Raw genomic sequence first — 18,855 nt, 5'->3', positions numbered from 1 at the left:
AAAATAAGCGGCAAATAAATGAATAACATGAATCTGATCCCTGTTTATCCGGAAATCTTTCTGCTGATTGCGACCTCTGTCGTACTGCTGATCGATATGTTCGTTTCGGATGCCAAGCGCCATATCACCTATTACCTGACGCTGGCCGTGCTGGCGGTGTGTTTTGTATTGACGCTGGGTGCATTTGAAAGCGGGGAGACGGTTTATACCTTCTACAACATGTTTGTCTCCGACCCGCTGAGTTGCCTGTTGAAGCTGGTTTCTTATGTAGCGGTGGCGATGACCCTGGTGTATTCGCGCCGTTATGTGAGTGAGCGCGACATGGTTGGTGGTCATCTGGGCGGTGAGTTTTATCCCTTGGCCTTGTTCACGTTGCTGGGACAGATGGTAATGATTTCCGGCAGCAATTTCCTCAGCATCTACCTTGGCCTGGAGCTGATGTCCCTGTCGCTGTACGCGATGGTCGCTTTGCGTCGTGAAAACACTTCAGCAACTGAAGCGGCGATGAAATATTTCGTGCTGGGCGCGATGGCTTCCGGTTTCCTCTTGTACGGTATGTCGATGTTGTATGGCGCCACTGGTTCGCTCGACCTGGTTGAAGTGGCTCGCGCCGCGGATTCCGGCGGCATCAACCATACCGTGCTGGTATTCGGCGTGGTATTCGTGGTTGCCGGCCTGGCGTTCAAGCTGGGCGCAGTACCGTTCCATATGTGGGTGCCAGACGTATATCAAGGTGCGCCGACTGCAGTTACCTTGTTGCTGGGTGGCGCTCCTAAGCTGGCGGCTTTTGCAATCTGTTTCCGTTTGCTGGTGGAGGCACTGTTGCCGCTGGCGGTCGACTGGCAGCAGATGCTGACCGTGCTGGCGGTGTTGTCTATGGCGATCGGTAACATCACTGCGATTGCACAGACTAATATCAAGCGCATGCTGGCATACTCGACCATTTCACATATGGGTTTCATGTTGCTCGGCTTGTTGAGCGGCGTGGTCGACAACAATCTATTCTCGTCTTCCAACGCATACAGCTCAGCCCTGTTCTATGCGATCACTTATGTCATGACTACGCTCGGCACTTTCGGCGTCATCATGCTGCTGTCGCGCGCCGGTTTTGAGGCTGAAAGCATGGATGACTTCAAAGGCTTGAATCAACGTAGCCCTTGGTTCGCCGGCGTGATGCTGGTGTTGATGCTCTCGTTGGCAGGGATTCCGCCGCTGATGGGCTTCTACGCCAAGCTGTCGGTATTGCAGGCAGTGATCGGTACGCACCAGATCTGGTTGGCTGTGGTTGCGGTGCTGTTCTCGCTGATTGGCGCTTTCTACTATCTGCGCGTCATCAAAATGATGTATTTCGATGAGCCGCAAGACCGCGCTCCTATCGTCGCCCACGCTGACGTCCGTGTATTGCTGAGCCTGAATGGCTTGGCGGTATTGGTGTTGGGCCTGTGGCCTGGTTTGCTGATGGATGCGAGCAATCTGGCCATCGTGCGTACGCTGGCCGGCTTCATCGCCAGAGTTACTTCCTGATCTGGCAAAATCACAACGTGAACGTTTCTCTCTCCAGCCTGTTCGTCATCCTGCTTGCACTGCTGGCAGCGAACCTGCCGTTCTTTAATGAACGCTTGTTCGCGCTGGTTCCGCTCAAGTCTGGCGGTCAGGGTGAGGCTGCGGTAAAGCCGATTTGGGTGCGTTTGCTTGAGTTGCTGGCACTGTATGCGTTGGTCGGCCTGTTTGCCTATGTGCTGGAAGCAAATATCGGAAATACCTTTACGCAAGGCTGGGAGTTTTATGCCGTGACCGGTTGCATGTTCCTGGTGCTGGCCTATCCTGGTTACGTATTACGCTACCTGAAGAAACACCGCTGAAACTATGCGGTTTGAACAGGGGGAGGCTGTACTAGTCCCTTGCCAGCGTCTTCCAGTCCAGCACGCAGCGCAGTCTGCGCATCCAGGCATTACAATTCCCTCTAATCAGCATCTTTCACTTTCCACTATTTCGCTGGAGCGTTCGCATGGATAGTCACCTCAAAGAAACCCGGATCGCAACTGCCGTAGCTTATGATGGTCATTTTCTCAAAGTGCAACGCGACAAGGTCGAACTGCCAGACGGCAAAGCCACCACGCGTGAGTACATCAAGCATCCCGGCGCTGTCGTGATCTTGCCGTTGTTTGAGGATGGCACGGTATTGCTAGAGCGGCAATACCGCTATCCGTTGGAACGAGTCTTCATTGAGTATCCCGCAGGAAAAATTGATGAAGGCGAAGATCACCTGAGTTGCGCCAAGCGCGAGTTGTTGGAAGAGACGGGCTATACCGCCACGGAGTGGCAACACGTCTGCACTATCCACAATGCGATCGCCTATTCCGACGAGCATCTGGAACTGTTCCTGGCGCGCGGTCTGGTTGCGGGTGAGCGCAAGCTCGATGACGGCGAATTCCTTGATGTATTCAAGGCGCCGCTCACAGACATGCTGAGCTGGATAAAGGAAGGGAAGGTCACTGACGTTAAAACCGTCATCGGTACTTTCTGGCTTGAAAAAATTATCGCAGGAAACTGGAAGCTGCCTTAGTACATTGTACAGATCACCAGCTCCGGATCGGCATTGAGCCGGATTGGCAAGCTGCTGCATCCGACTCCGCGGCTCACGATCAGGCTACCGTTGAGTTCCGTTTCATACCTGCCAAAATGATATTTTCGGCACATCGGGCCTGACGGTACGATGATCGGCCTGCCGTTCGGCAAGGCGATCTGGCCGCCATGCGTATGTCCCGCTACGCTGAGGTCAAAGTGCTGCCCATCCAGCAGCAGCAAGCCATCGGGTGCGTGCATCAGCAGTATGCGTATGGCCCCGGCATCGGCGACGGTTTGATCTATATCCGGGGCCCCGGTCCAGGGATCGTCCAGGCCGCAAATCGAGACGGCTTCATAAGGCGCTGGCAGCGGACGATTCTGGTTGACCAGGACATTCACTCCGGCTTCGTGCAAGATGCCGCATAATTCCGTATCGTCCACCCATAAGTCATGATTTCCCATCACGGCATATTTTCCGAATCGAGGTTGGATGCCCGCTAGTCCATCCTTGAGTATTTCGGCGTAGTGCGCGTGAGCCGAAACAAAATCCCCGCCAAGCAGCAGGACGTCAGGTTGTTGACGGTCGATTTCGTCGAAAAGCTCTTCAAATATTTGGGGATGCGTAGTCGGGCCGGCGTGGAAGTCGGACGCAAATGCTATACGCAACGGGGACGCCAGTTTTTTTTCCGGCGATAATTCGATGGCGTAGTGCGAGACGCTTAAGCTGCCATGCAAGCCAAGGCGATAGCTCCACTTGGCGAAGATGCCGCCGAGCAGCAACGCATCAAGGATGCGTTCGCTTCGCCTGCGTGCCGGGTAATTGTGCTTTCCGCGCCAGATTGTCATTGGGTGAATATAAAAAGGCTGCAACCGCAGCCTTTAAGATGATATTACATGTTTGGATAGTTCGGCCCGCCGCCGCCTTCCGGCGTCACCCACACGATATTCTGCGTCGGATCCTTGATGTCGCAGGTTTTGCAGTGCACACAGTTTTGCGCATTGATTTGCAGGCGCTCGGTATTGTCGTCGTTAGTAACGAATTCATAGACGCCGGCAGGGCAGTAACGTGTTTCCGGACCCGCATAGTCGCGCAGGTTGACGTTCACCGGCACTGTGGGATCCTTCAAGGTCAGGTGGATCGGCTGGTCTTCAGCGTGGTTGGTGTTGGAAATGAATACCGACGACAGGCGGTCGAAGGTCAGCTTGCCATCCGGCTTTGGATATTTTATCGGCGAATAATTGGCGGCCGGCTTCAGGCATTCGTGATCGGCATGCGTGTGGCGCAAGGTCCACGGCGCTTTGCCGCCGAATACAACCTGATCGATACCGACCATCAAGGTGCCGAGATACAGGCCCTTGCTCATCCAAGGTTTGAAATTGCGCGCCTTGTGCAGTTCTTCGCGTAACCAGGATTGTTCGAACGCCTGGCTGTAAGCGGTCAGTTCGTCAAACTGGCGGTTGTTGCCCAGCGCTTCGAAAGCTGCGTTTGCCGCCAGCATGCCGGTCTTGATCGCCGCATGGCTGCCCTTGATGCGGCTAGCGTTGAGGAAGCCGGCGTCACAACCGATCAAAGCGCCGCCCGGGAAGGTCAGCTTGGGCAGCGATTGCAGGCCGCCGGCGGTAATTGCGCGGGCGCCGTAGGAAATCCGCTTGCCGCCCTGGAAAAACTTGCTGATTTCCGGATGCGTCTTGTAGCGCTGGAATTCTTCATAAGGCGACAGATAGGGATTCTCATAAGCCAGGCCAACCACATAACCGACCGCTACCTGGTTGTTTTCCAGGTGGTAAAGGAAAGAGCCGCCGTAGGTCTGGGTATCCAGCGGCCAGCCGGCCGTATGGACCACCAGGCCCGGCTGGTGCAGCTTTGGATCGATTTCCCACAATTCCTTGATGCCGATGGCGTAGGTCTGCGGGTCCTTGCCTTTATTGAGGTCGAATTTCGCCATCAGCTGCTTGCCCAGATGGCCGCGCGCGCCTTCCGCAAACAAGGTGTATTTTGCGCGCAGTTCCATGCCGAGCTGAAAAGCGTCGGTTGGTTGGCCGTGGCGATCCACGCCCATGTTGCCGGTGGCGACGCCCTTGACCGAACCGTCTTCGTTGTACAGGACTTCAGCGGCCGGAAAGCCGGGAAAGATCTCCACGCCCAGGGTCTCTGCCTGCTGGCCCATCCAGCGCACTACATTGGCTAGCGAGATGACGTAATTGCCATGATTCTGGAAGCAGGCCGGTAACAGCCAGTTAGGTGTCTTGTAGGCCTTGTTCTCAGTTAGGAACAGGAAGCGGTCTTCGCTGACCTCGGTGGTCAGCGGCGCACCCAGTTCTTTCCAGTTTGGCAGCAGTTCGGTCAGGGCTTGCGGGTCCATCACAGCACCGGACAGGATGTGGGCGCCGATTTCGCTGCCTTTTTCCAGTACGCAGACGGATACTTCACGTCCTTGTTCCGCGGCCTGCTGTTTCAGGCGGATTGCCGCCGCCAAGCCAGCCGGACCGCCGCCGACGACAACGACATCGTATTCCATCGCTTCGCGTGGACCGTATTGCTCGAGGAGGTTCTGCTGGTTTTGCCCTGGGGTTGGAGTCATTGTCTCTTTGCCTATAATGGAGGACTTACGCAAAATCCCGCCAGCGGCGTTATGCCGTCTGGCAGTACCTTCGTACTATCTTCGTCAGCATACCTAGCTGGCGACATTTTGCGTAAGTCCCGATTTAATTTTCGAACGGATGTGCTAATTGTCGGGGATTTTGCGGCAGAATGCTAGGTTTCGTCGGTGCTTAGTAGGGTTCCTCGCATGGTATCCGACGATACGGCACAGTATTCAGGAAAGTTAGAACCATGGAAACCAAAAAACACGTCCACACCACCCGTATCGCCATGCGCTGGGGCGATATGGATGCACTCGGTCACGTCAACAACACGATTTACTTCCGTTATATGGAGCAGGCGCGGATCGAATGGCTGCAGCAGCTCGGCAGTGATTTCGACTCGCGCCACGGTCCGGTGTTGGTCAACGCGCAATGCAGCTTCTTGCGTCAATTGAAATATCCTTGTGAAGTCGAAGTCAAATCCTACATCGGCGCCATCGGCCGCTCCAGTTTCGAAGCCAGCTACGAAATCCGCCGCGCCGATATGCCGGATGTGGTGTTCGCCGAAGGTACTGCGAAGATTGTCTGGGTCGATTTCGACGCGGAAAAATCGATGCCCTTGCCGGACGACCTGCGCCAATTGCTGACTAATCCTGTATTGTCCGTCTAGACCTTAAAATCGTTCCGCCTGCGTAATGCCAAGCAGGCGGTGCACCAGTTCGCTGGAAGTCGACGCTTCAAATTTCTTCATCAGATTCGCCCTGTGCATTTCCACTGTGCGTGGGCTCAGACCGATCTGCTTGCCGATCAGCTTGCTGGTTTTCCCTTCCACCAGCAGCGCAGCAATTTCGCGCTCGCGCGGCGACAACACTGCCGAGGCGCGGCGCTTTTCACTCAAGTCTTCAAAGGTCCAGATACCGGCTGCATGGGTATCTTCCGGCACCAGCGCGTGGCCGGTGACATGGCACCAGAACAACTCGCCGCTGGCGCGCCGCATGATGCGCTCATCCGAATAGATGCCTTTTGCGTTCATGATCGGAACGATGCGCGCTCCGGTGCGTTCAAACTCATCCTGGGTCGGGTACAGTAGCTGGAACGACTGGCCGTTCAATTCCTCCGGCTGGTAGCCGAACATCCGCGTCAGCGCCAGGTTGCACACTTGCATGATGCGGCGTTCGGAAACGCACATCCCTATCGGCGCATGGGCAAAGATAGTCTGATAATCAATAGCGGAATTAGACAAAAGATAAGAATTCGTAGTTTTACGGTATTGTTGGAAGCATTGCTTCGTCATATGCTAACAGACCAAGAGCAAAGCAATAATGGCTAGAGTTTACACAAACAGGAGGCATGGCATGAACAAAGTTTATCCTGACGCGGCAAGCGCGTTGGCCGGCATAGTCAAAGATGGCCAGACCATCGCCGTAGGCGGCTTCGGACTGTGCGGTATCCCCGAAGCACTGATCCTGGCGTTGCGCAATTCAGGCGTGAAACAACTGACCGCGATTTCCAACAATGCCGGCGTCGACGGCTTCGGCCTCGGACAATTGCTGACCACCCGTCAAATCAAGAAAATGATCGCCTCTTATGTTGGAGAGAACAAGGAATTCGAGCGCCAATACCTGGCCGGCGAACTTGAGCTGGAATTTACGCCGCAAGGCACCCTGGCGGAGAAATTGCGCGCAGGCGGTGCCGGCATCCCCGCATTTTTTACTAAAACCGGTGTCGGCACCCTGGTCGCCGAAGGCAAGGAAATACGTGAATTCGACGGCGCCAAATATGTGATGGAGCGTTCGCTGGTAGCTGATGTTTCTCTGGTTAAAGCCTACAAGGCTGATCGCAGCGGCAATCTGGTGTTCAACAAGACTGCCCGCAATTTCAATCCGAATGTCGCCATGGCCGGCAAGATCACCGTGGTCGAGGTGGAGCATCTGGTGGAAGTCGGCGAGATCGATCCGGACCAGGTCCACACGCCAGGCATATTTGTGCATCGCATCGTAGTCAATGCGACGCCGGAAAAGCGGATCGAACAGCGCACTGTTCGTCCAGCACAATAAAACGTAGACCAGGAGAACAAAATGGCATGGACACGTGACGAAATGGCCGCGCGCGCGGCGCAAGAATTGCAAGATGGTTTCTACGTCAACCTCGGCATTGGTTTGCCGACGCTGGTTGCCAATCATGTACCGAAAGAAATCGAAGTCTGGCTGCAATCGGAAAACGGCTTGCTCGGCATTGGTCCGTTCCCGACCGAAGACGCAGTCGACGCCGACCTGATCAACGCCGGCAAGCAGACTGTGACGTCGCTGCCGGGATCGGCATATTTCAGCTCTGCCGATTCATTCGCGATGATACGCGGCGGTAAAATCAACATCGCCATTCTCGGCGCGATGCAGGTTTCCAAAAATGGCGACCTGGCCAACTGGATGATTCCTGGCAAGCTGGTCAAAGGCATGGGCGGAGCGATGGACCTGGTGGCCGGCGTGGGCCGGGTAGTGGTGCTGATGGAGCATGTGGCCAAGGCCAAGGACGGCTCGACTTCGCACAAGATTCTCGACGCTTGCAACCTGCCGCTGACCGGCGTCGGCGTGGTGAACCGCATCATTACCGATCTGGGTGTGATGGACGTGACGGCGCAAGGCTTGAAGGTGATCGAACTGGCGCCGGACGTGAGCCGGGAAGACATTGTTGCGCAAACCGGTGCTGAGCTGGATCTGAGCGCACTGCACTGAGACGGGAATAAGCAGCCGGATTCTTTCCGGATAAAAGCGGCGTTTGACACTTGGTGTCAGACGCCGTTTTTCTTTTCGTGCACGTACATCAGCCCTAATCTTTCAGGTAAGGTGCAAGGGTGGGGTCATATGCGATAAGATGTTGCATATCCGCAAAGCAAAATGCGCTGCCCGGCTAGCCCGGAGCGCAAGTTTGCCGTCGCCCAGCAAGCTTTAACCGAAACGGGGTTCGAATGACCATCGCCACGCACAAGTCTGTTCAATGTATTTCTCCCTCCGGCCTGCATAAAATGGCCTATCAGGAATGGGGCGATCCGCACAATCCGAATGTGTTGCTGTGCCTGCATGGCGTGACCCGCGTATCGGACGATTTTGACCAGCTGGCGCGTGCCGTCTGCGACACCTATCGGGTAGTGTGTCCGGACATCGTGGGCCGCGGTCGCTCAGGCTGGCTGCGCGATCCGCAATACTATGTACTGCCGCAATACCTGAACGATGTGGTTACTCTGTTGGCGCGTCTCAACGCCGAAACCGTCGACCTGGTCGGCACTTCGATGGGCGGCCTGATCGGTATCGGCCTGGCTTCGCTTCCGGAAAATCCAATACGCAAACTGGTCTTGAACGATGTCGGTCCCAGCCTGAATCCGGATGCGATGGGGCGTATCGGCGAATATATCGGCGCCGACATGCGCTTCGCTACCTTTGATGAGGCCGCAGCCTATATTCGCTCTATCTCTGCTTCTTTCGGTCCGCATACGGACGCCGAGTGGCGCAAGCTGGCGGCCGATGTTCTGCGCCAGAACGCGCAAGGCGAATGGATACGCCATTACGATTTGAAGCTGGCTGAGCCGTTCAAGTCGACCAACCCGGAAGCATTCAAGTTGGCGGAAACGCTGCTGTGGAATGCCTATAAGGCGATTACTTGCCCGACATTGCTGGTGCGCGGTGAGCAGTCCGATTTGCTGTCTGTCGAGACCGCGCAACTGATGACGCAATCCGGGCCGAAAGCCAAGCTGGTGGAACTGGCCGGCGTCGGCCATGCTCCAACGCTACTGCATACCGACCAGATTGAAATTGTCAGCGATTTCCTGATCGGCTGATTTGTTGTTCATTGCATTTATAGGAGACGCATCATGACTATCCAGCGCCTGCACGTCGGCAAGAGACTTTCGGAAGCCGCCATCAATAACGGTACCGTGTACCTGGCTGGCCAGCTGGCCGAGGACACCACCCAGAACATCGAGGGCCAGACACGTGAAACGCTCAGTCATATCGACCGTTTGCTGGCTGAAGCGGGCAGCGACAAGCATCACATCTTGTCGTGTCAGATCTACCTGGCCGACGTCAAGGATTTCGATGGCATGAACCTGATCTGGGACGAATGGGTCTCCACCAGCAGTGCGCCGCCGCGCGCGACGGTAGAGGCCAAACTCGCACGTCCGGAAATTTTGATAGAAATTATCGTGGTTGCAGCACAAAAATAAAGATGTCAGCATGGTTTCGCTCACTGCAACACAACGCGCTACGCAAATCCAGTTATGCACCGCCGGCCTGAGCGATGCGGATAGCGCGCGCGTACTCGATGCGCTGGCATTCGTCGAACCGCTGTATGCTGACAATGTCATCACCACCGGCCAGAGCGCGCTCGATTTTTCTCAGGGAGTGGCCAGCATCCTGGCTTTGCTCGATACCGATGTAGAGACCCGCATCGCGGCTCTGCTGTTTGAACTGCCGCTGCTTGACGCCAGCTATGCCGATACCATCGAACAGCGCTTCGGCAAGGAGATTTCAGATCTGGTCGGCGGCATCCGGCAACTGATGCGCCTGCACGGCTTTACCTTCGGCTTGCCACAAGAAGTCATGCGTGGCAAGAACGCCGCGCAGCAGGCCGCAAGCCAGGTCGAAACCTTACGCAAGATGCTGCTGGCGATGGCCACTGACATGCGCGTGGTGCTGGTGCGGCTGGCCTCGCGGGTCACCGCATTGCGCTATTTTGCCGAGCACAAGATCGAAAACGAGCGCACCAGTCAATACGCGCGCGAGACGCTCGATCTCTATGCGCCGCTGGCCAACCGGCTCGGGATCTGGCAGCTCAAGTGGGAACTGGAAGACCTGTCATTTCGCTTTATCGATCCGGTCACCTACAAGCGCATCGCCAAGATGCTGGAAGAGCGACGCATCGAGCGCGAGGGTTTTGTGGATGCGGCCATCACGCGCTTGCGCAGCGAACTGGCGGCGGCTGACATCAAGGCTGAAGTCTCAGGGCGGCCCAAGCACATTTTCAGCATCTGGAACAAGATGCAAGGCAAGGATCTTGATTTTTCCGAGCTGTACGACGTCCGTGCATTCCGTGTGATCGTCGACGACGTCAAGACCTGCTATACGGTGCTCGGCATCGTCCATAACATCTGGGTGCCGATCCCGAAAGAGTTCGACGATTATATTTCACGGCCGAAGCAGAACGGCTATCAGTCGCTGCACACGGTGGTGCTGGCCGACGATGACCGCGCTCTCGAAGTGCAGATTCGCACCAATGAAATGCACCATTTTGCCGAATACGGCGTGGCGGCGCACTGGCGCTACAAAGAATCCGGCAGCTCCAATTTTTCGGCGCAAAAATACGACGAGAAAATTGCGTGGTTGCGGCAGCTGCTAGCCTGGAAGAACGAAGTGGTGGATGCGGTGGTCGAGCATGAAGACAGCCGTCGCGAGTGGCTGGAAAAACTCAAGCAAGCCACCCTCAACGATCATATCTACGTATTGACGCCGCAAGCGCGCGTGATCGAATTGCCGAGCGGCGCCACGCCTATCGATTTCGCCTACTACCTTCACACCGACGTCGGCCACCGTTGCCGTGGGGCGCGCGTGGATGGCAGCATGGTGCCACTGAATACGCCGCTGAAGAATGGCCAGACGGTAGAAATCATCACCGCTAAAAATGCTCCCGGCGGTTCCGGTCCTTCGCGCGATTGGCTGACGCCGGGCTACGCCGCCAGTGCCCGCACACGTTCCAAGGTGCGCGCCTGGTTTAACGCAATCGAACAACAAGAGACCCTGGCCACAGGCCGTAGCTTGCTGGACAAGACCTTGCAGCGCGAAGGCAAGACTGCGGTCAATCTGGAAGAATTGGCGCGCAAGCTGGAATTCGCCAAACTGGAAGACCTGTTGCTGGCGCTCGGCAAGGATGAATTCAGCCTGCGCCACGTTGAACAGGCGCTGCATGATGATCCTGGCGTCAAGCCGCTAGAAAACTCCAGCGAATTCGAGGAAGCTGCGATTACTCGTAAAAGCCGCGCCTCCAGCGTGGTCCATGGCGGTAAATCCGGTGTGCTGGTGGTAGGCACCGACGGCCTGATGACGCAGTTGGCCAAGTGCTGCAAGCCGGCGCCACCCGATCCTGTGGTCGGCTTCATCACGCGCGGCAAGGGTGTATCGATCCATCGCGAAAACTGCAAAAACTTCGCTGAGATGCGTATCAAGGCGCCCGAGCGGGTGATTCAGACAACTTGGGGCGCACAAGAGGCGGAAACCGTCTACCCGGTAGATATCTTCGTGCTGGCCAGCGACCGCCAGGGTTTGCTGCGGGACATCTCGGAAGTGTTTCTGCGCGAGAAGATCAATGTCATCGGCGTCAGCACCCAGAGCGCCAAGGCGCATGCCCGGATGGCGTTCACGGCCGAAATCGCCTCCACCGCCCAACTACAAAAGGCCTTGACGGTGATCCGCGAGGTGAAAGGGGTGCTGGAAGCCAAGCGCCAGTAAATCTGATGACACAGGCGCGGGGATCGGCTGTTCACAATCCTCCCGGCGCCCGCTTTGTTTTCTGGAAAGTTTGTGGCATAATGTCGCTCTCTCCGGGAGGTTAGCTCAGGGGTAGAGCGATCGCCTCACACGCGATAGGTCACAAGTTCGAAACTTGTACTTCCCACCAAATTTTCTGTTTTAAATCAAGATGTTAAGCCGGTTTCGAAATTCTCAGGGATAGCTCAGGGATATTTTCGTTAATTTGTGCTTCGATTTTGACCATCTCCCGTTCGTTATCTTGGTCGTTAATCCACTTCGCATAGTCCCGATAAAAAACATCTAGTCCGTGCCCAAGCTGTGCCGCCATGTACGCTGGCCGCGCTCCTGCCATCAAGCCGATAGTTGCATAGGTCGCTCTGGTGCAATATGGGCGTCGATATCGAATGCCTAGTAATTTCAAGGTCGGATTCCAATAACCCTCTCGGATATTCTGCTCCTTGGCCCAAGGGCGCTTCGTATTTGGATTGTGAAATACTCGTCCGCTTGTAACTGAAAATGTCCACGCTTTTTGGCGCTTCAATGCTTCCATAGCACGATTTGTGAGATTGGCCTGCATTGAGCGCGCGGCAATGAACAATTTCGTTGTGGACGGTCAGCCGGTAGCGAAAGGGCGTCCGCGTTTCGCCAGAGTGGGAAGGGCAGTCTGGACGTACGGCCCGGCGAAGACAGTGTCCTACGAGCAGCAGGTGAGCTGGGCAGCCAAGGCGGCAATGCTTGGCGCCAGTCCGTTGTTGGGTCCTCTGGAGTTGTGCGTTACCTTGTACATGCAAATCCCGGTCAGTTTTTCCAAGATCAAGCGAGCGCGTGCTATTGCTGGCGATTTACGGCCAACCAGCAAGCTAACGTGGTGAAGGGGATCAAGGATGCTTGCAACGAGATTGTGTGGGATGACGACTCGCAGGTAGTGCGCCTGGTAGCGAGTAAGCATTACGCCGAACGTGCATGTGCGGTAGTTGCTGTTGGTGTCGCGGAGGGCAATCTGTAATGGCAGCTACAAAGGGCCCGCGCAAGGCATATAGGCCGAGAGGAGCATTCGTTCCGATGATGAGGTGCACGCGCAACGATTTTGCGCTCGAATTGAGACTGGCGATTGAGCTGCTGATTGTTGAGCCGAGCCCGGATGCCTACAACCAGCTATCGAAGATGCTGCTGGCCATGGGAAACACTGACACCCGCGGTGAGTCGCTGGAGAGAGCCAACAACACGATGCTTGCTATTTGCGACCGCTTCGATCGGGTAGGCAAGGTTGGCTTGTCGGCAGATGAGATTGCATCGCTTCGCTGTGCCGCCGGTGGATTGGACGAAATGCTCGGTCATATCCCCGTCAACGTATTTAGCGCGGCAGTTGCTGTGGTAGCTGCACAGTGTCAGGAGTTGGGCGTATGAACGGATTGGCAAAGCAAAATGAAGGCAGAGGACATGATGGGATACGTTAATGACATTGCGGCGTTTTCGGCGTCGGCTGACAGGCGGCCTGGTGCTGCCGGTCAAGCCAATGATCGAGGAGAAGAAATATGTCGTCGTCTCATTCTAGCCAGGAAGCTCAATCGCTTGGACCAGCGTGATGCGGCAACGACTTTGGGTTATAGCAATTCATCGCAGTTATACAAGATTGAAGCCGGCCAGGCTAGTGTGTCCAGGGAATTCATAGTGCGTGCGGCAATTGCCTATGGGGTGAGTACTGATTACCTCCTCGGGCTTTCCAATGAACCTGAGCGAGATCCGCGCACAGCTGAACAGGTGGCGGTGCTGCGGTCGGTGCAGGGAACCGTCGAGCAAAACGTCGCCGCAATGGTCACTGTCTTGCTCAAGAATGCCGGGGAGGTGGCGCCATTACGTTCGCACCTGGAGAGTCTAACTCAGCGAATCAGCCTGCTGCAGGAAGCGTACGACAAGGTATGCCGCAAGAACGAGGTATTCCAGAATGATGTCCTGGCAGGTTCGATCCTGGAGAGTGCGATGGGCGCCGCCGGCGACGGGGCGTGTAAGGCAAAGCAGTTTGTAGAACGTCGATCAATGATTGCAGATTTCCGCGCGAAAGCGGCAACGGACGATGGTAGCTATCCATTATTTACGAAAGAAGGCGATGCATAAAAGGGGCTGGTAGGTACACTGATATAGTGTCAGGATCAGATATGGCTGTAAGCCGAACTGGCGAACGTTGAACAGCAGGTCATGCTGGAAGTCTGGAAAAGTAACCAGGCGCTGCGTACCGAAGTGGAGAACCTGAAAAGTACCGACATCCTGTTGCGCAGCGCTCGGCAATCCTTCGAGGTGGCAAACGGGCGCTATAAGGCCGACGTGGGTAATATTCCGGAGTTGCTCAAGGCGCAAAGCGACTTGGCTGGAGCGCAATAGCAGCGCATCCTTTCGTTGAGCAACTGGAAAACCGTAAGACTACGACTGGCCGCCAGCTTGGGGAGATTGCGAACGGATGGGATTTAGGAAGTGTTCTGTGGTTAGTGGCATGAGCAGAATTTGCAGTTAAGGCCTTATGTTTTTAATTAGAAGTGCAATTTTTACAAAGTTGCACTTCTAATTTGAATTCAGGTTACTGAAAACCTAATGATCCTGTGGATGCGAGAAACGCATACGGATCTTGGGGTTTCCATTGCTGCGCGACAGAGCCATTGAAGCCATAAGCCCAGAGCGGATTGCCGGGGTTGGTGCCCCTGACTTTGTCATCGATGACCAGAGAAGTGTTCGCCAACGACGTGATGTAGCCCTTCCGCGCAGTAAAGCTCCATTGCTGTGATTTCGTTGGCGTCCCATTGTAGATTGAGAGAACAATCGGCACCTCGGCGGAAACTCGCCCATCTTTGAAGTCAACCGCCAATGTTTGTCCGCCGGCCTCGAGGAGGATTACGTTCTTGCTGAGATCGATGTTCCATACCAAATTTGCCCCAGATCCTGCGAGAGGATAAAGTCCCAGTGCCGCGCCGTCGATTTGATCCGCCACTCCCATGCCAAGAAGGGTGTTCGCCTGCCATTGAATGAATTTCTCAGACATTTTCAACTCCTTTTCAAGTGGTTAATAGTTTCGCGCCCGTTGTTTCCTTGAACTTATTTTCGGCCTGGCCAGGACCATCAATGGTTCCGAAACGACGCTAGAACATCTTAGTATCCACACATTGTGATTAATAGCTGTGAAATTTGACAGCCCTAAAGGGGCACTTCTCAATACAGGAGATAAGAATGCTTGCGCAGCGGAAGGACTTGAAGCCCTGTGCGGGGCGCGCGCCGAGTTTGATCGGACGCGGAAAGTCGCATGCTCCGTTCTTAGGCGGCGCAGCAATGCGCTGCTGTTACTCGACGCGCAGGTCCTAGCCGACAGCTTTTTTCATCGCAAGGCAACAATGTCGGGACGTAAAAAAGCCGCGTGAAGCGGCTTCAGAGGATGCCGACGCTGCCGTAACAACATGCCGGCGGCAGGTATACCGTCAGCGCCTCCTGTTCCTTCTTGTAGTCGTCGCGCAAAGCGGCGGGATCATCAGCTGCTATGCCTAGTGCGCTCGGTGGCACGTTTGGCTGGTTTGAATTGGACAGGTTTGATTAACATTCCGGTAGCGTAGAGGGCAATGTCTGTAAAAGCCCCTGTCAGGAAGTCGGAAGCTACATCAGAAAGTGGAAAACCTGCAAAGGGAGGCGGTTTTTATGCACTCTAATGGCGACTCAAGGATTTTTTTGATATGGAGCACGTGCGCATTTTGCCAAAAGGACTTGCCAAGTTGGCTGAGTTGATCGTGCAGGCGTAGAAAGTGTGAATGACTAAGGTAACTAAGTCCGGAACCCCGGCGCGCAAGGCAACCAAGAAGGGGGCAAAGGATCCGGCGAAAGATGCCGCGCCTGAGGTCTTAGCTGATGACAGTTCTGCACAAGCGCGCCTCCGCCGTGCGCAGGAGATCGTCAACGGCTTTGATCTGCCTCCCAAGGTAAAGTTGTTCGTCGTCGAATACACCAAAGACATGAACGGGACTCAGGCCGCAATCCGGGCTGGCTATTCGGTAAAGACGGCTAATGAGCAAGTCGCACAGCACTTAGCAAAACTTAGTATCAAGCAAGCCGTCGATGCGGTAATGAGCGATCGCATCGAGCAGGGTATTTTCGACGGCGACATGGTGATTTCTCGGTGGGTGGAGATTTCTCAGGCTAATCCGAACAGCTTGACGCAATACTGGCGAGTGAACTGTCGTTATTGCTGGGGTGAGGGGCATCGTTATCAGTTCACGCCGGCGGAGATGGGGATGCGAAGCAAGCGCTCGTCGATAGCAACGCCAAGCGCGCGCTGGATGAACTCCCTGAGCTGGACTGGGACGATAAGGGCGGCCTTGGCTTCCATGGTAACCGTGATCCGCATCCAGATTGTCCGGAGTGCTGGGGCGAGGGAGTTGGGCGCCCATTTTTTACTGACACCCGCAAGCTAGGCCGTGAGAGCCTGCCGCTGTATGCCGGTGTGAAACAGACCAAGGACGGACTCGAAATCCAGATGCACAATCAAACGGATGCCCTGGATAAGCTGGCCCGTCACTTTGGCCTGTATAAAGACAAGCTGGCCGACGCTGTAGAGAAGAGCTACACCCGGGAAGCGCTGGAAGAGCGGTTCGCCGGCGCCATGCAGCGCGTTCAGGAGCGCCAACGCCAGGTGGATGAAGAGCGCGGACGAGAGTGTTGATATTCGCTTTAGCCAGAATGCCGAAGTAGCTATGACGAGCGTCTTGAAACGGGAGGTGAGCTCGTCGCAGCACGTATAAGAGCACGAATCAACAGCACATGCTCATTCCAATTTATTGTTCAGTAGATCCTGTGTGGGAGCAACTGTTGAGCTAGATGGCGTCTCTTTACTGTTGAGAGATTTGCGTAAATCGATAAATGGCCCACCATCTTCCAAGCGTGGCAGAACTGAGGAGCCGAAGTCGGTCAATATGCTTTTATCCGGCTGCACTTTGATCTGAGCGGTTCGGAGATAGTCGTAACGGCTTGCTACCACAGCGTCGTTATCTTGCTGCGAACGAATAATGGAGGGACGGAGGAATATCATCAACGTAGTTTTGTCGCGAGAGGCAGATTGATATTTGAAGAAATTGCCGATAAGCGGGATATCTCCCAGCCATGGTACTTTTTGAACGTTGCTTTGGTGATTGTCTTGAATCAAGCCGCCCAGTGCGACAATATCGCCGTCGTTAACCACAACGGTTGTATTCATGGAGCGAGTAGTGAAGGTGGGGCCTAAATTTTGTGTTGCAGCTGCGGAAACACTGTCAACTGATGAAACTTCTTGCGCAATTTCCAGGCGCATAGTGCCACCCGATAAAATATGCGGTGTTATTTTCAATGCGGTGCCGACATCCTTTCGATCGACTGTATTGAATGGAACGCTGTTGGCGTTTCCAACTTGAAGCTGCGAGCCAGATGTAACGGGGACGTTTTTTCCGTCTAGCATCTTCGCTTCATGATTGTCTTCCACAGTTAAACTGGGAAGTGATAATACATTGCCGCCATTAGTACCGTTTAGAGCGCTGGCTAGTGCGCCAAGACCTATTTGACCGGCAATCTGGCGAATTATGCCAATTTGCATGCCGCCACCGATAGTTGTTGGGGTGCCCGAATTGTTCTTAAAAGCACTAGCAATTCCTGCGCTGAGTAAGTTCGCACTCGGATTGGTGGGATTGACTCCTGTTTGGTTGCCAGTAAATCCGGTGCCAGCAAATCTGCGGTAAGAGCTATTCTTGTCTCCGCTCAGGGCTGCCCATTGCACACCGATTTCACTTGCAGCAGAGTCCGTTACTGCAACTATCAGCGCTTCAACATGAACTTGAGCAATTTGTGTATCGAGCTGATCAATCACGCTGCGAAGGTTGCGATAGACTGGATCGCTCGCCGTAATGATCAAGGTATTGGTGGTGCGATCTGCCTGAATAAAGCCTGCTGCGCTTCCTCCGCTTGACGACAATGACTTCTCGGAAGGCGCGGAATTTGAAGCTGTAGCATCTGAAGCTCCTGCACCTGAAGTCTGCGACATACCTCCTGAATTTCCAGTGCTCGAGCTTTGCAGCATTTTTCCCGAGCTAGCGCGTCCAGACGACTCTGATGTTAGTGTCGAAGTGTCAAAGGATGTGATGGAGCGTAAGGTTTTTGCCAGATTAACGGCATCGGCATTCTTTAAGTAAACTACGTGGATATTTCCTGCGCTGGTAGTTGCTTGGTCAAGCTTTGCGATCAATGATTTGGCCAAGTTGGCACGCCCTATGGACGGTGCCCGAATGAGCAGCGAATTGGTGCGTGGATCGGCCAGAATCATAGTGCGAGTACTATCGCTGGGATTGGTACCAGTCGTGCCTCCCGAATCCAGCATTTTACTGAGCAGTACAGCGACGTCGCTGGCAATAGCATAGCGTATTGGTACTATATCCATATCGCTAGCTGCTGGAACGTCGAGCGCTGCAATCATTTTTCCCAGACGCCGCAGATTTTCCGCGTAATCGGTCACCACCAAGGTGTTGTTGCCAGGGTTGGCGTTGATTGTATTGTTTGGCGAAATCAACGGCCTCAGAACGGGTAAAATATTTGCGGCAGATTCGTAGTTCAGCGTAAAAATCTGTGTTGCAATCTGGTCTCCCCTGACGCTTGTTTCGCGGGTCGACGCGACCTGGAGTTTGGCATCTGCTTCAGGCACTACCTTTACGAAACCATCACCACGCACTACCGTATAGCCCTGCAATCTAAGGGTTGATGCCAGTAAATCAAAAGCCTGATTTTTTCCAATTGGCATTTCCGATACCAGATTGATGGTCCCTTTGACGCGCGGATCTATGATGAAGGTCGTATTGGTGTACTGCCCAATTGCCTTGATGACAGACTCAATGTCTGCACCCACAAAACTCATCGTTGCCTGGTCTGCTGTGCCATCGGTCAAATTAACTTTAGTTGGCACTCCAAACACTGGTTGTACTCTAGTCGTACAGACCAGCAAGATAACAATAAAAGCGGCGCGAAACATAGGTTTTGGCATAAAGGCTTCGTATTGTGGTGGGACATTGAGAATAGATATTGCTGAAGAGGAATGTAGTTACATTGAGTTACATGGTCAAGAGAAATATTTTCAAGTTGGCAACAAATGTAAATCATTGTTACCTTAGAATTGGTATCCAGTGGAGGGTTCGCAAAGGTA

General features: G+C 54.5%; 23 protein-coding genes and 1 tRNA gene. 17 read left to right on the top strand and 7 right to left on the bottom strand.

The window, feature by feature from the left end; genetic code table 11:
• Positions 1 to 18 precede the first annotated feature (18 nt).
• The 3 genes from nuoN (at position 19) to LT85_RS15490 (ending at position 2,566) form a co-directional block, all read left to right on the top strand.
• Positions 19 to 1,524: an NADH-quinone oxidoreductase subunit NuoN gene (gene nuoN, locus LT85_RS15500; RefSeq protein WP_038490368.1), complete on the top strand. Its 1,506-nt coding sequence runs from the start codon at positions 19 to 21 to the stop codon at positions 1,522 to 1,524.
• A gap of 17 nt (positions 1,525 to 1,541) precedes the next feature.
• Positions 1,542 to 1,862, top strand: a complete 321-nt coding sequence (locus LT85_RS15495) for a DUF2818 family protein (protein WP_038490365.1) — start codon at positions 1,542 to 1,544, stop codon at positions 1,860 to 1,862.
• 146 nt (positions 1,863 to 2,008) lie between these two features.
• On the top strand, positions 2,009 to 2,566 hold the full coding sequence (locus tag LT85_RS15490) for an NUDIX domain-containing protein (protein WP_038490362.1): 558 nt from the start codon (positions 2,009 to 2,011) through the stop codon (positions 2,564 to 2,566).
• Here the strand turns inward: LT85_RS15490 and LT85_RS15485 are convergent.
• Together LT85_RS15485 and LT85_RS15480 are read right to left on the bottom strand one after the other, a co-directional pair.
• Positions 2,563 to 3,414 carry a metallophosphoesterase gene (locus tag LT85_RS15485; protein ID WP_038490359.1) on the bottom strand — a complete coding sequence of 284 codons (852 nt, stop codon included), beginning with the start codon at positions 3,412 to 3,414 and terminating at the stop codon, positions 2,563 to 2,565. The two genes, LT85_RS15490 and LT85_RS15485, sit on opposite strands and share 4 nt — an antisense overlap.
• Before the next feature lie 44 nt (positions 3,415 to 3,458).
• A complete protein-coding gene (locus tag LT85_RS15480) occupies positions 3,459 to 5,150 on the bottom strand; it encodes an electron transfer flavoprotein-ubiquinone oxidoreductase (RefSeq protein WP_081992428.1) in 1,692 nt (563 codons plus the stop codon).
• A 251-nt stretch (positions 5,151 to 5,401) separates the two neighbouring features.
• Between LT85_RS15480 and LT85_RS15475 the strand changes: the two genes are divergently transcribed.
• Positions 5,402 to 5,821, top strand: coding sequence for an acyl-CoA thioesterase (locus tag LT85_RS15475; RefSeq protein ID WP_038490353.1), 420 nt, complete (start codon positions 5,402 to 5,404; stop codon positions 5,819 to 5,821).
• Between the two features lie 3 nt (positions 5,822 to 5,824).
• On the opposite strand, the gene LT85_RS15470 is transcribed toward LT85_RS15475, so the two are convergent.
• Positions 5,825 to 6,394 carry a PAS and helix-turn-helix domain-containing protein gene (locus LT85_RS15470; RefSeq protein WP_038496444.1) on the bottom strand — a complete coding sequence of 190 codons (570 nt, stop codon included), beginning with the start codon at positions 6,392 to 6,394 and terminating at the stop codon, positions 5,825 to 5,827.
• 112 nt (positions 6,395 to 6,506) lie between these two features.
• On the opposite strand from LT85_RS15470, the gene LT85_RS15465 reads away from it, so the two are divergent.
• The 6 genes from LT85_RS15465 (at position 6,507) to LT85_RS15440 (ending at position 11,814) form a co-directional block, all read left to right on the top strand.
• Positions 6,507 to 7,208, top strand: a complete 702-nt coding sequence (locus LT85_RS15465; RefSeq protein WP_038490350.1) for a CoA transferase subunit A — start codon at positions 6,507 to 6,509, stop codon at positions 7,206 to 7,208.
• Positions 7,209 to 7,229: 21 nt separating this feature from the next.
• Positions 7,230 to 7,883 carry a 3-oxoacid CoA-transferase subunit B gene (locus LT85_RS15460; protein WP_038490347.1) on the top strand — a complete coding sequence of 218 codons (654 nt, stop codon included), beginning with the start codon at positions 7,230 to 7,232 and terminating at the stop codon, positions 7,881 to 7,883.
• 233 nt (positions 7,884 to 8,116) lie between these two features.
• On the top strand, positions 8,117 to 8,983 hold the full coding sequence (locus LT85_RS15455; protein ID WP_038490344.1) for an alpha/beta fold hydrolase: 867 nt from the start codon (positions 8,117 to 8,119) through the stop codon (positions 8,981 to 8,983).
• Positions 8,984 to 9,016: 33 nt separating this feature from the next.
• The gene (locus LT85_RS15450; RefSeq protein WP_038490341.1) at positions 9,017 to 9,367 is read left to right on the top strand and encodes a RidA family protein; all 351 of its coding nucleotides are present in this window, start codon (positions 9,017 to 9,019) and stop codon (positions 9,365 to 9,367) included.
• A 10-nt stretch (positions 9,368 to 9,377) separates the two neighbouring features.
• The gene (locus LT85_RS15445; protein WP_038496441.1) at positions 9,378 to 11,645 is read left to right on the top strand and encodes a RelA/SpoT family protein; all 2,268 of its coding nucleotides are present in this window, start codon (positions 9,378 to 9,380) and stop codon (positions 11,643 to 11,645) included.
• A gap of 94 nt (positions 11,646 to 11,739) precedes the next feature.
• Positions 11,740 to 11,814: transfer RNA gene (locus tag LT85_RS15440), tRNA-Val, on the top strand.
• 24 nt (positions 11,815 to 11,838) lie between these two features.
• Here LT85_RS15440 and LT85_RS26670 read toward each other — a convergent pair.
• Positions 11,839 to 12,243, bottom strand: a complete 405-nt coding sequence (locus LT85_RS26670; RefSeq protein WP_156117552.1) for a hypothetical protein — start codon at positions 12,241 to 12,243, stop codon at positions 11,839 to 11,841.
• 13 nt (positions 12,244 to 12,256) lie between these two features.
• On the opposite strand from LT85_RS26670, the gene LT85_RS15430 reads away from it, so the two are divergent.
• The 5 genes from LT85_RS15430 (at position 12,257) to LT85_RS15415 (ending at position 14,045) form a co-directional block, all read left to right on the top strand.
• A complete protein-coding gene (locus tag LT85_RS15430) occupies positions 12,257 to 12,538 on the top strand; it encodes a RusA family crossover junction endodeoxyribonuclease (protein WP_253273563.1) in 282 nt (93 codons plus the stop codon).
• The gene (locus LT85_RS27685; RefSeq protein WP_437177272.1) at positions 12,436 to 12,672 is read left to right on the top strand and encodes a RusA family crossover junction endodeoxyribonuclease; all 237 of its coding nucleotides are present in this window, start codon (positions 12,436 to 12,438) and stop codon (positions 12,670 to 12,672) included. The genes LT85_RS15430 and LT85_RS27685 overlap by 103 nt, the downstream gene beginning before the upstream one ends.
• Positions 12,673 to 12,728: 56 nt before the next feature.
• Entirely contained in the window at positions 12,729 to 13,073 is a 345-nt protein-coding gene (locus tag LT85_RS15425) for a hypothetical protein (protein ID WP_156117551.1), read from the top strand.
• Between the two features lie 18 nt (positions 13,074 to 13,091).
• On the top strand, positions 13,092 to 13,781 hold the full coding sequence (locus tag LT85_RS15420) for a helix-turn-helix domain-containing protein (RefSeq protein ID WP_038490332.1): 690 nt from the start codon (positions 13,092 to 13,094) through the stop codon (positions 13,779 to 13,781).
• A gap of 81 nt (positions 13,782 to 13,862) precedes the next feature.
• On the top strand, positions 13,863 to 14,045 hold the full coding sequence (locus LT85_RS15415; protein WP_038490328.1) for a hypothetical protein: 183 nt from the start codon (positions 13,863 to 13,865) through the stop codon (positions 14,043 to 14,045).
• A gap of 193 nt (positions 14,046 to 14,238) precedes the next feature.
• Here LT85_RS15415 and LT85_RS25480 read toward each other — a convergent pair whose 3' ends face one another.
• Together LT85_RS25480 and LT85_RS27325 are read right to left on the bottom strand one after the other, a co-directional pair.
• Positions 14,239 to 14,697 (bottom strand): RICIN domain-containing protein, encoded by a 459-nt coding sequence (locus LT85_RS25480; RefSeq protein WP_052135231.1) that lies wholly within the window; start codon positions 14,695 to 14,697, stop codon positions 14,239 to 14,241.
• 380 nt (positions 14,698 to 15,077) lie between these two features.
• Complete coding sequence (locus LT85_RS27325; protein WP_301280467.1) at positions 15,078 to 15,209, bottom strand: hypothetical protein; 132 nt, start codon at positions 15,207 to 15,209, stop codon at positions 15,078 to 15,080.
• 242 nt (positions 15,210 to 15,451) lie between these two features.
• Between LT85_RS27325 and LT85_RS15405 the strand changes: the two genes are divergently transcribed.
• Positions 15,452 to 16,111, top strand: coding sequence for a terminase small subunit (locus LT85_RS15405; RefSeq protein ID WP_052135230.1), 660 nt, complete (start codon positions 15,452 to 15,454; stop codon positions 16,109 to 16,111).
• A 62-nt stretch (positions 16,112 to 16,173) separates the two neighbouring features.
• A complete protein-coding gene (locus tag LT85_RS25475) occupies positions 16,174 to 16,359 on the top strand; it encodes a hypothetical protein (RefSeq protein WP_156117550.1) in 186 nt (61 codons plus the stop codon).
• A 102-nt stretch (positions 16,360 to 16,461) separates the two neighbouring features.
• Here the strand turns inward: LT85_RS25475 and gspD are convergent, their stop codons facing one another.
• Positions 16,462 to 18,696 (bottom strand): type II secretion system secretin GspD, encoded by a 2,235-nt coding sequence (gene gspD / locus LT85_RS15400; RefSeq protein ID WP_081992426.1) that lies wholly within the window; start codon positions 18,694 to 18,696, stop codon positions 16,462 to 16,464.
• Between the last annotated feature and the right edge of the window lie 159 nt (positions 18,697 to 18,855).

It is taken from the genome of Collimonas arenae (assembly GCF_000786695.1).
Lineage (GTDB): Bacteria > Pseudomonadota > Gammaproteobacteria > Burkholderiales > Burkholderiaceae_D > Collimonas > Collimonas arenae_A.
The sequence above is the reverse complement of the archived record's forward strand: the minus strand, read 5'-3'. Positions and strand labels throughout refer to the sequence as shown.

Bases quoted from the DNA above. Each gene is read 5' to 3' on its own strand.
- nuoN (WP_038490368.1), top strand. From the start codon at position 19: ATGAATAACATGAATCTGATCCCTGTTTATCCGGAAATCTTTCTGCTG.
- LT85_RS15490 (WP_038490362.1), top strand. From the start codon at position 2,009: ATGGATAGTCACCTCAAAGAAACCCGGATCGCAACTGCCGTAGCTTAT.
- LT85_RS15485 (WP_038490359.1), bottom strand. From the start codon at position 3,414: ATGACAATCTGGCGCGGAAAGCACAATTACCCGGCACGCAGGCGAAGC.
- LT85_RS15480 (WP_081992428.1), bottom strand. From the start codon at position 5,150: ATGACTCCAACCCCAGGGCAAAACCAGCAGAACCTCCTCGAGCAATAC.
- LT85_RS15475 (WP_038490353.1), top strand. From the start codon at position 5,402: ATGGAAACCAAAAAACACGTCCACACCACCCGTATCGCCATGCGCTGG.
- LT85_RS15465 (WP_038490350.1), top strand. From the start codon at position 6,507: ATGAACAAAGTTTATCCTGACGCGGCAAGCGCGTTGGCCGGCATAGTC.
- LT85_RS15460 (WP_038490347.1), top strand. From the start codon at position 7,230: ATGGCATGGACACGTGACGAAATGGCCGCGCGCGCGGCGCAAGAATTG.
- LT85_RS15455 (WP_038490344.1), top strand. From the start codon at position 8,117: ATGACCATCGCCACGCACAAGTCTGTTCAATGTATTTCTCCCTCCGGC.
- LT85_RS15450 (WP_038490341.1), top strand. From the start codon at position 9,017: ATGACTATCCAGCGCCTGCACGTCGGCAAGAGACTTTCGGAAGCCGCC.
- LT85_RS15445 (WP_038496441.1), top strand. From the start codon at position 9,378: ATGGTTTCGCTCACTGCAACACAACGCGCTACGCAAATCCAGTTATGC.
- LT85_RS26670 (WP_156117552.1), bottom strand. From the start codon at position 12,243: ATGCAGGCCAATCTCACAAATCGTGCTATGGAAGCATTGAAGCGCCAA.
- LT85_RS15430 (WP_253273563.1), top strand. From the start codon at position 12,257: ATGAACAATTTCGTTGTGGACGGTCAGCCGGTAGCGAAAGGGCGTCCG.
- LT85_RS15425 (WP_156117551.1), top strand. From the start codon at position 12,729: ATGATGAGGTGCACGCGCAACGATTTTGCGCTCGAATTGAGACTGGCG.
- LT85_RS15420 (WP_038490332.1), top strand. From the start codon at position 13,092: ATGAAGGCAGAGGACATGATGGGATACGTTAATGACATTGCGGCGTTT.
- LT85_RS15415 (WP_038490328.1), top strand. From the start codon at position 13,863: ATGCTGGAAGTCTGGAAAAGTAACCAGGCGCTGCGTACCGAAGTGGAG.
- LT85_RS25480 (WP_052135231.1), bottom strand. From the start codon at position 14,697: ATGTCTGAGAAATTCATTCAATGGCAGGCGAACACCCTTCTTGGCATG.
- LT85_RS15405 (WP_052135230.1), top strand. From the start codon at position 15,452: ATGACTAAGGTAACTAAGTCCGGAACCCCGGCGCGCAAGGCAACCAAG.
- LT85_RS25475 (WP_156117550.1), top strand. From the start codon at position 16,174: ATGCACAATCAAACGGATGCCCTGGATAAGCTGGCCCGTCACTTTGGC.
- gspD (WP_081992426.1), bottom strand. From the start codon at position 18,696: ATGCCAAAACCTATGTTTCGCGCCGCTTTTATTGTTATCTTGCTGGTC.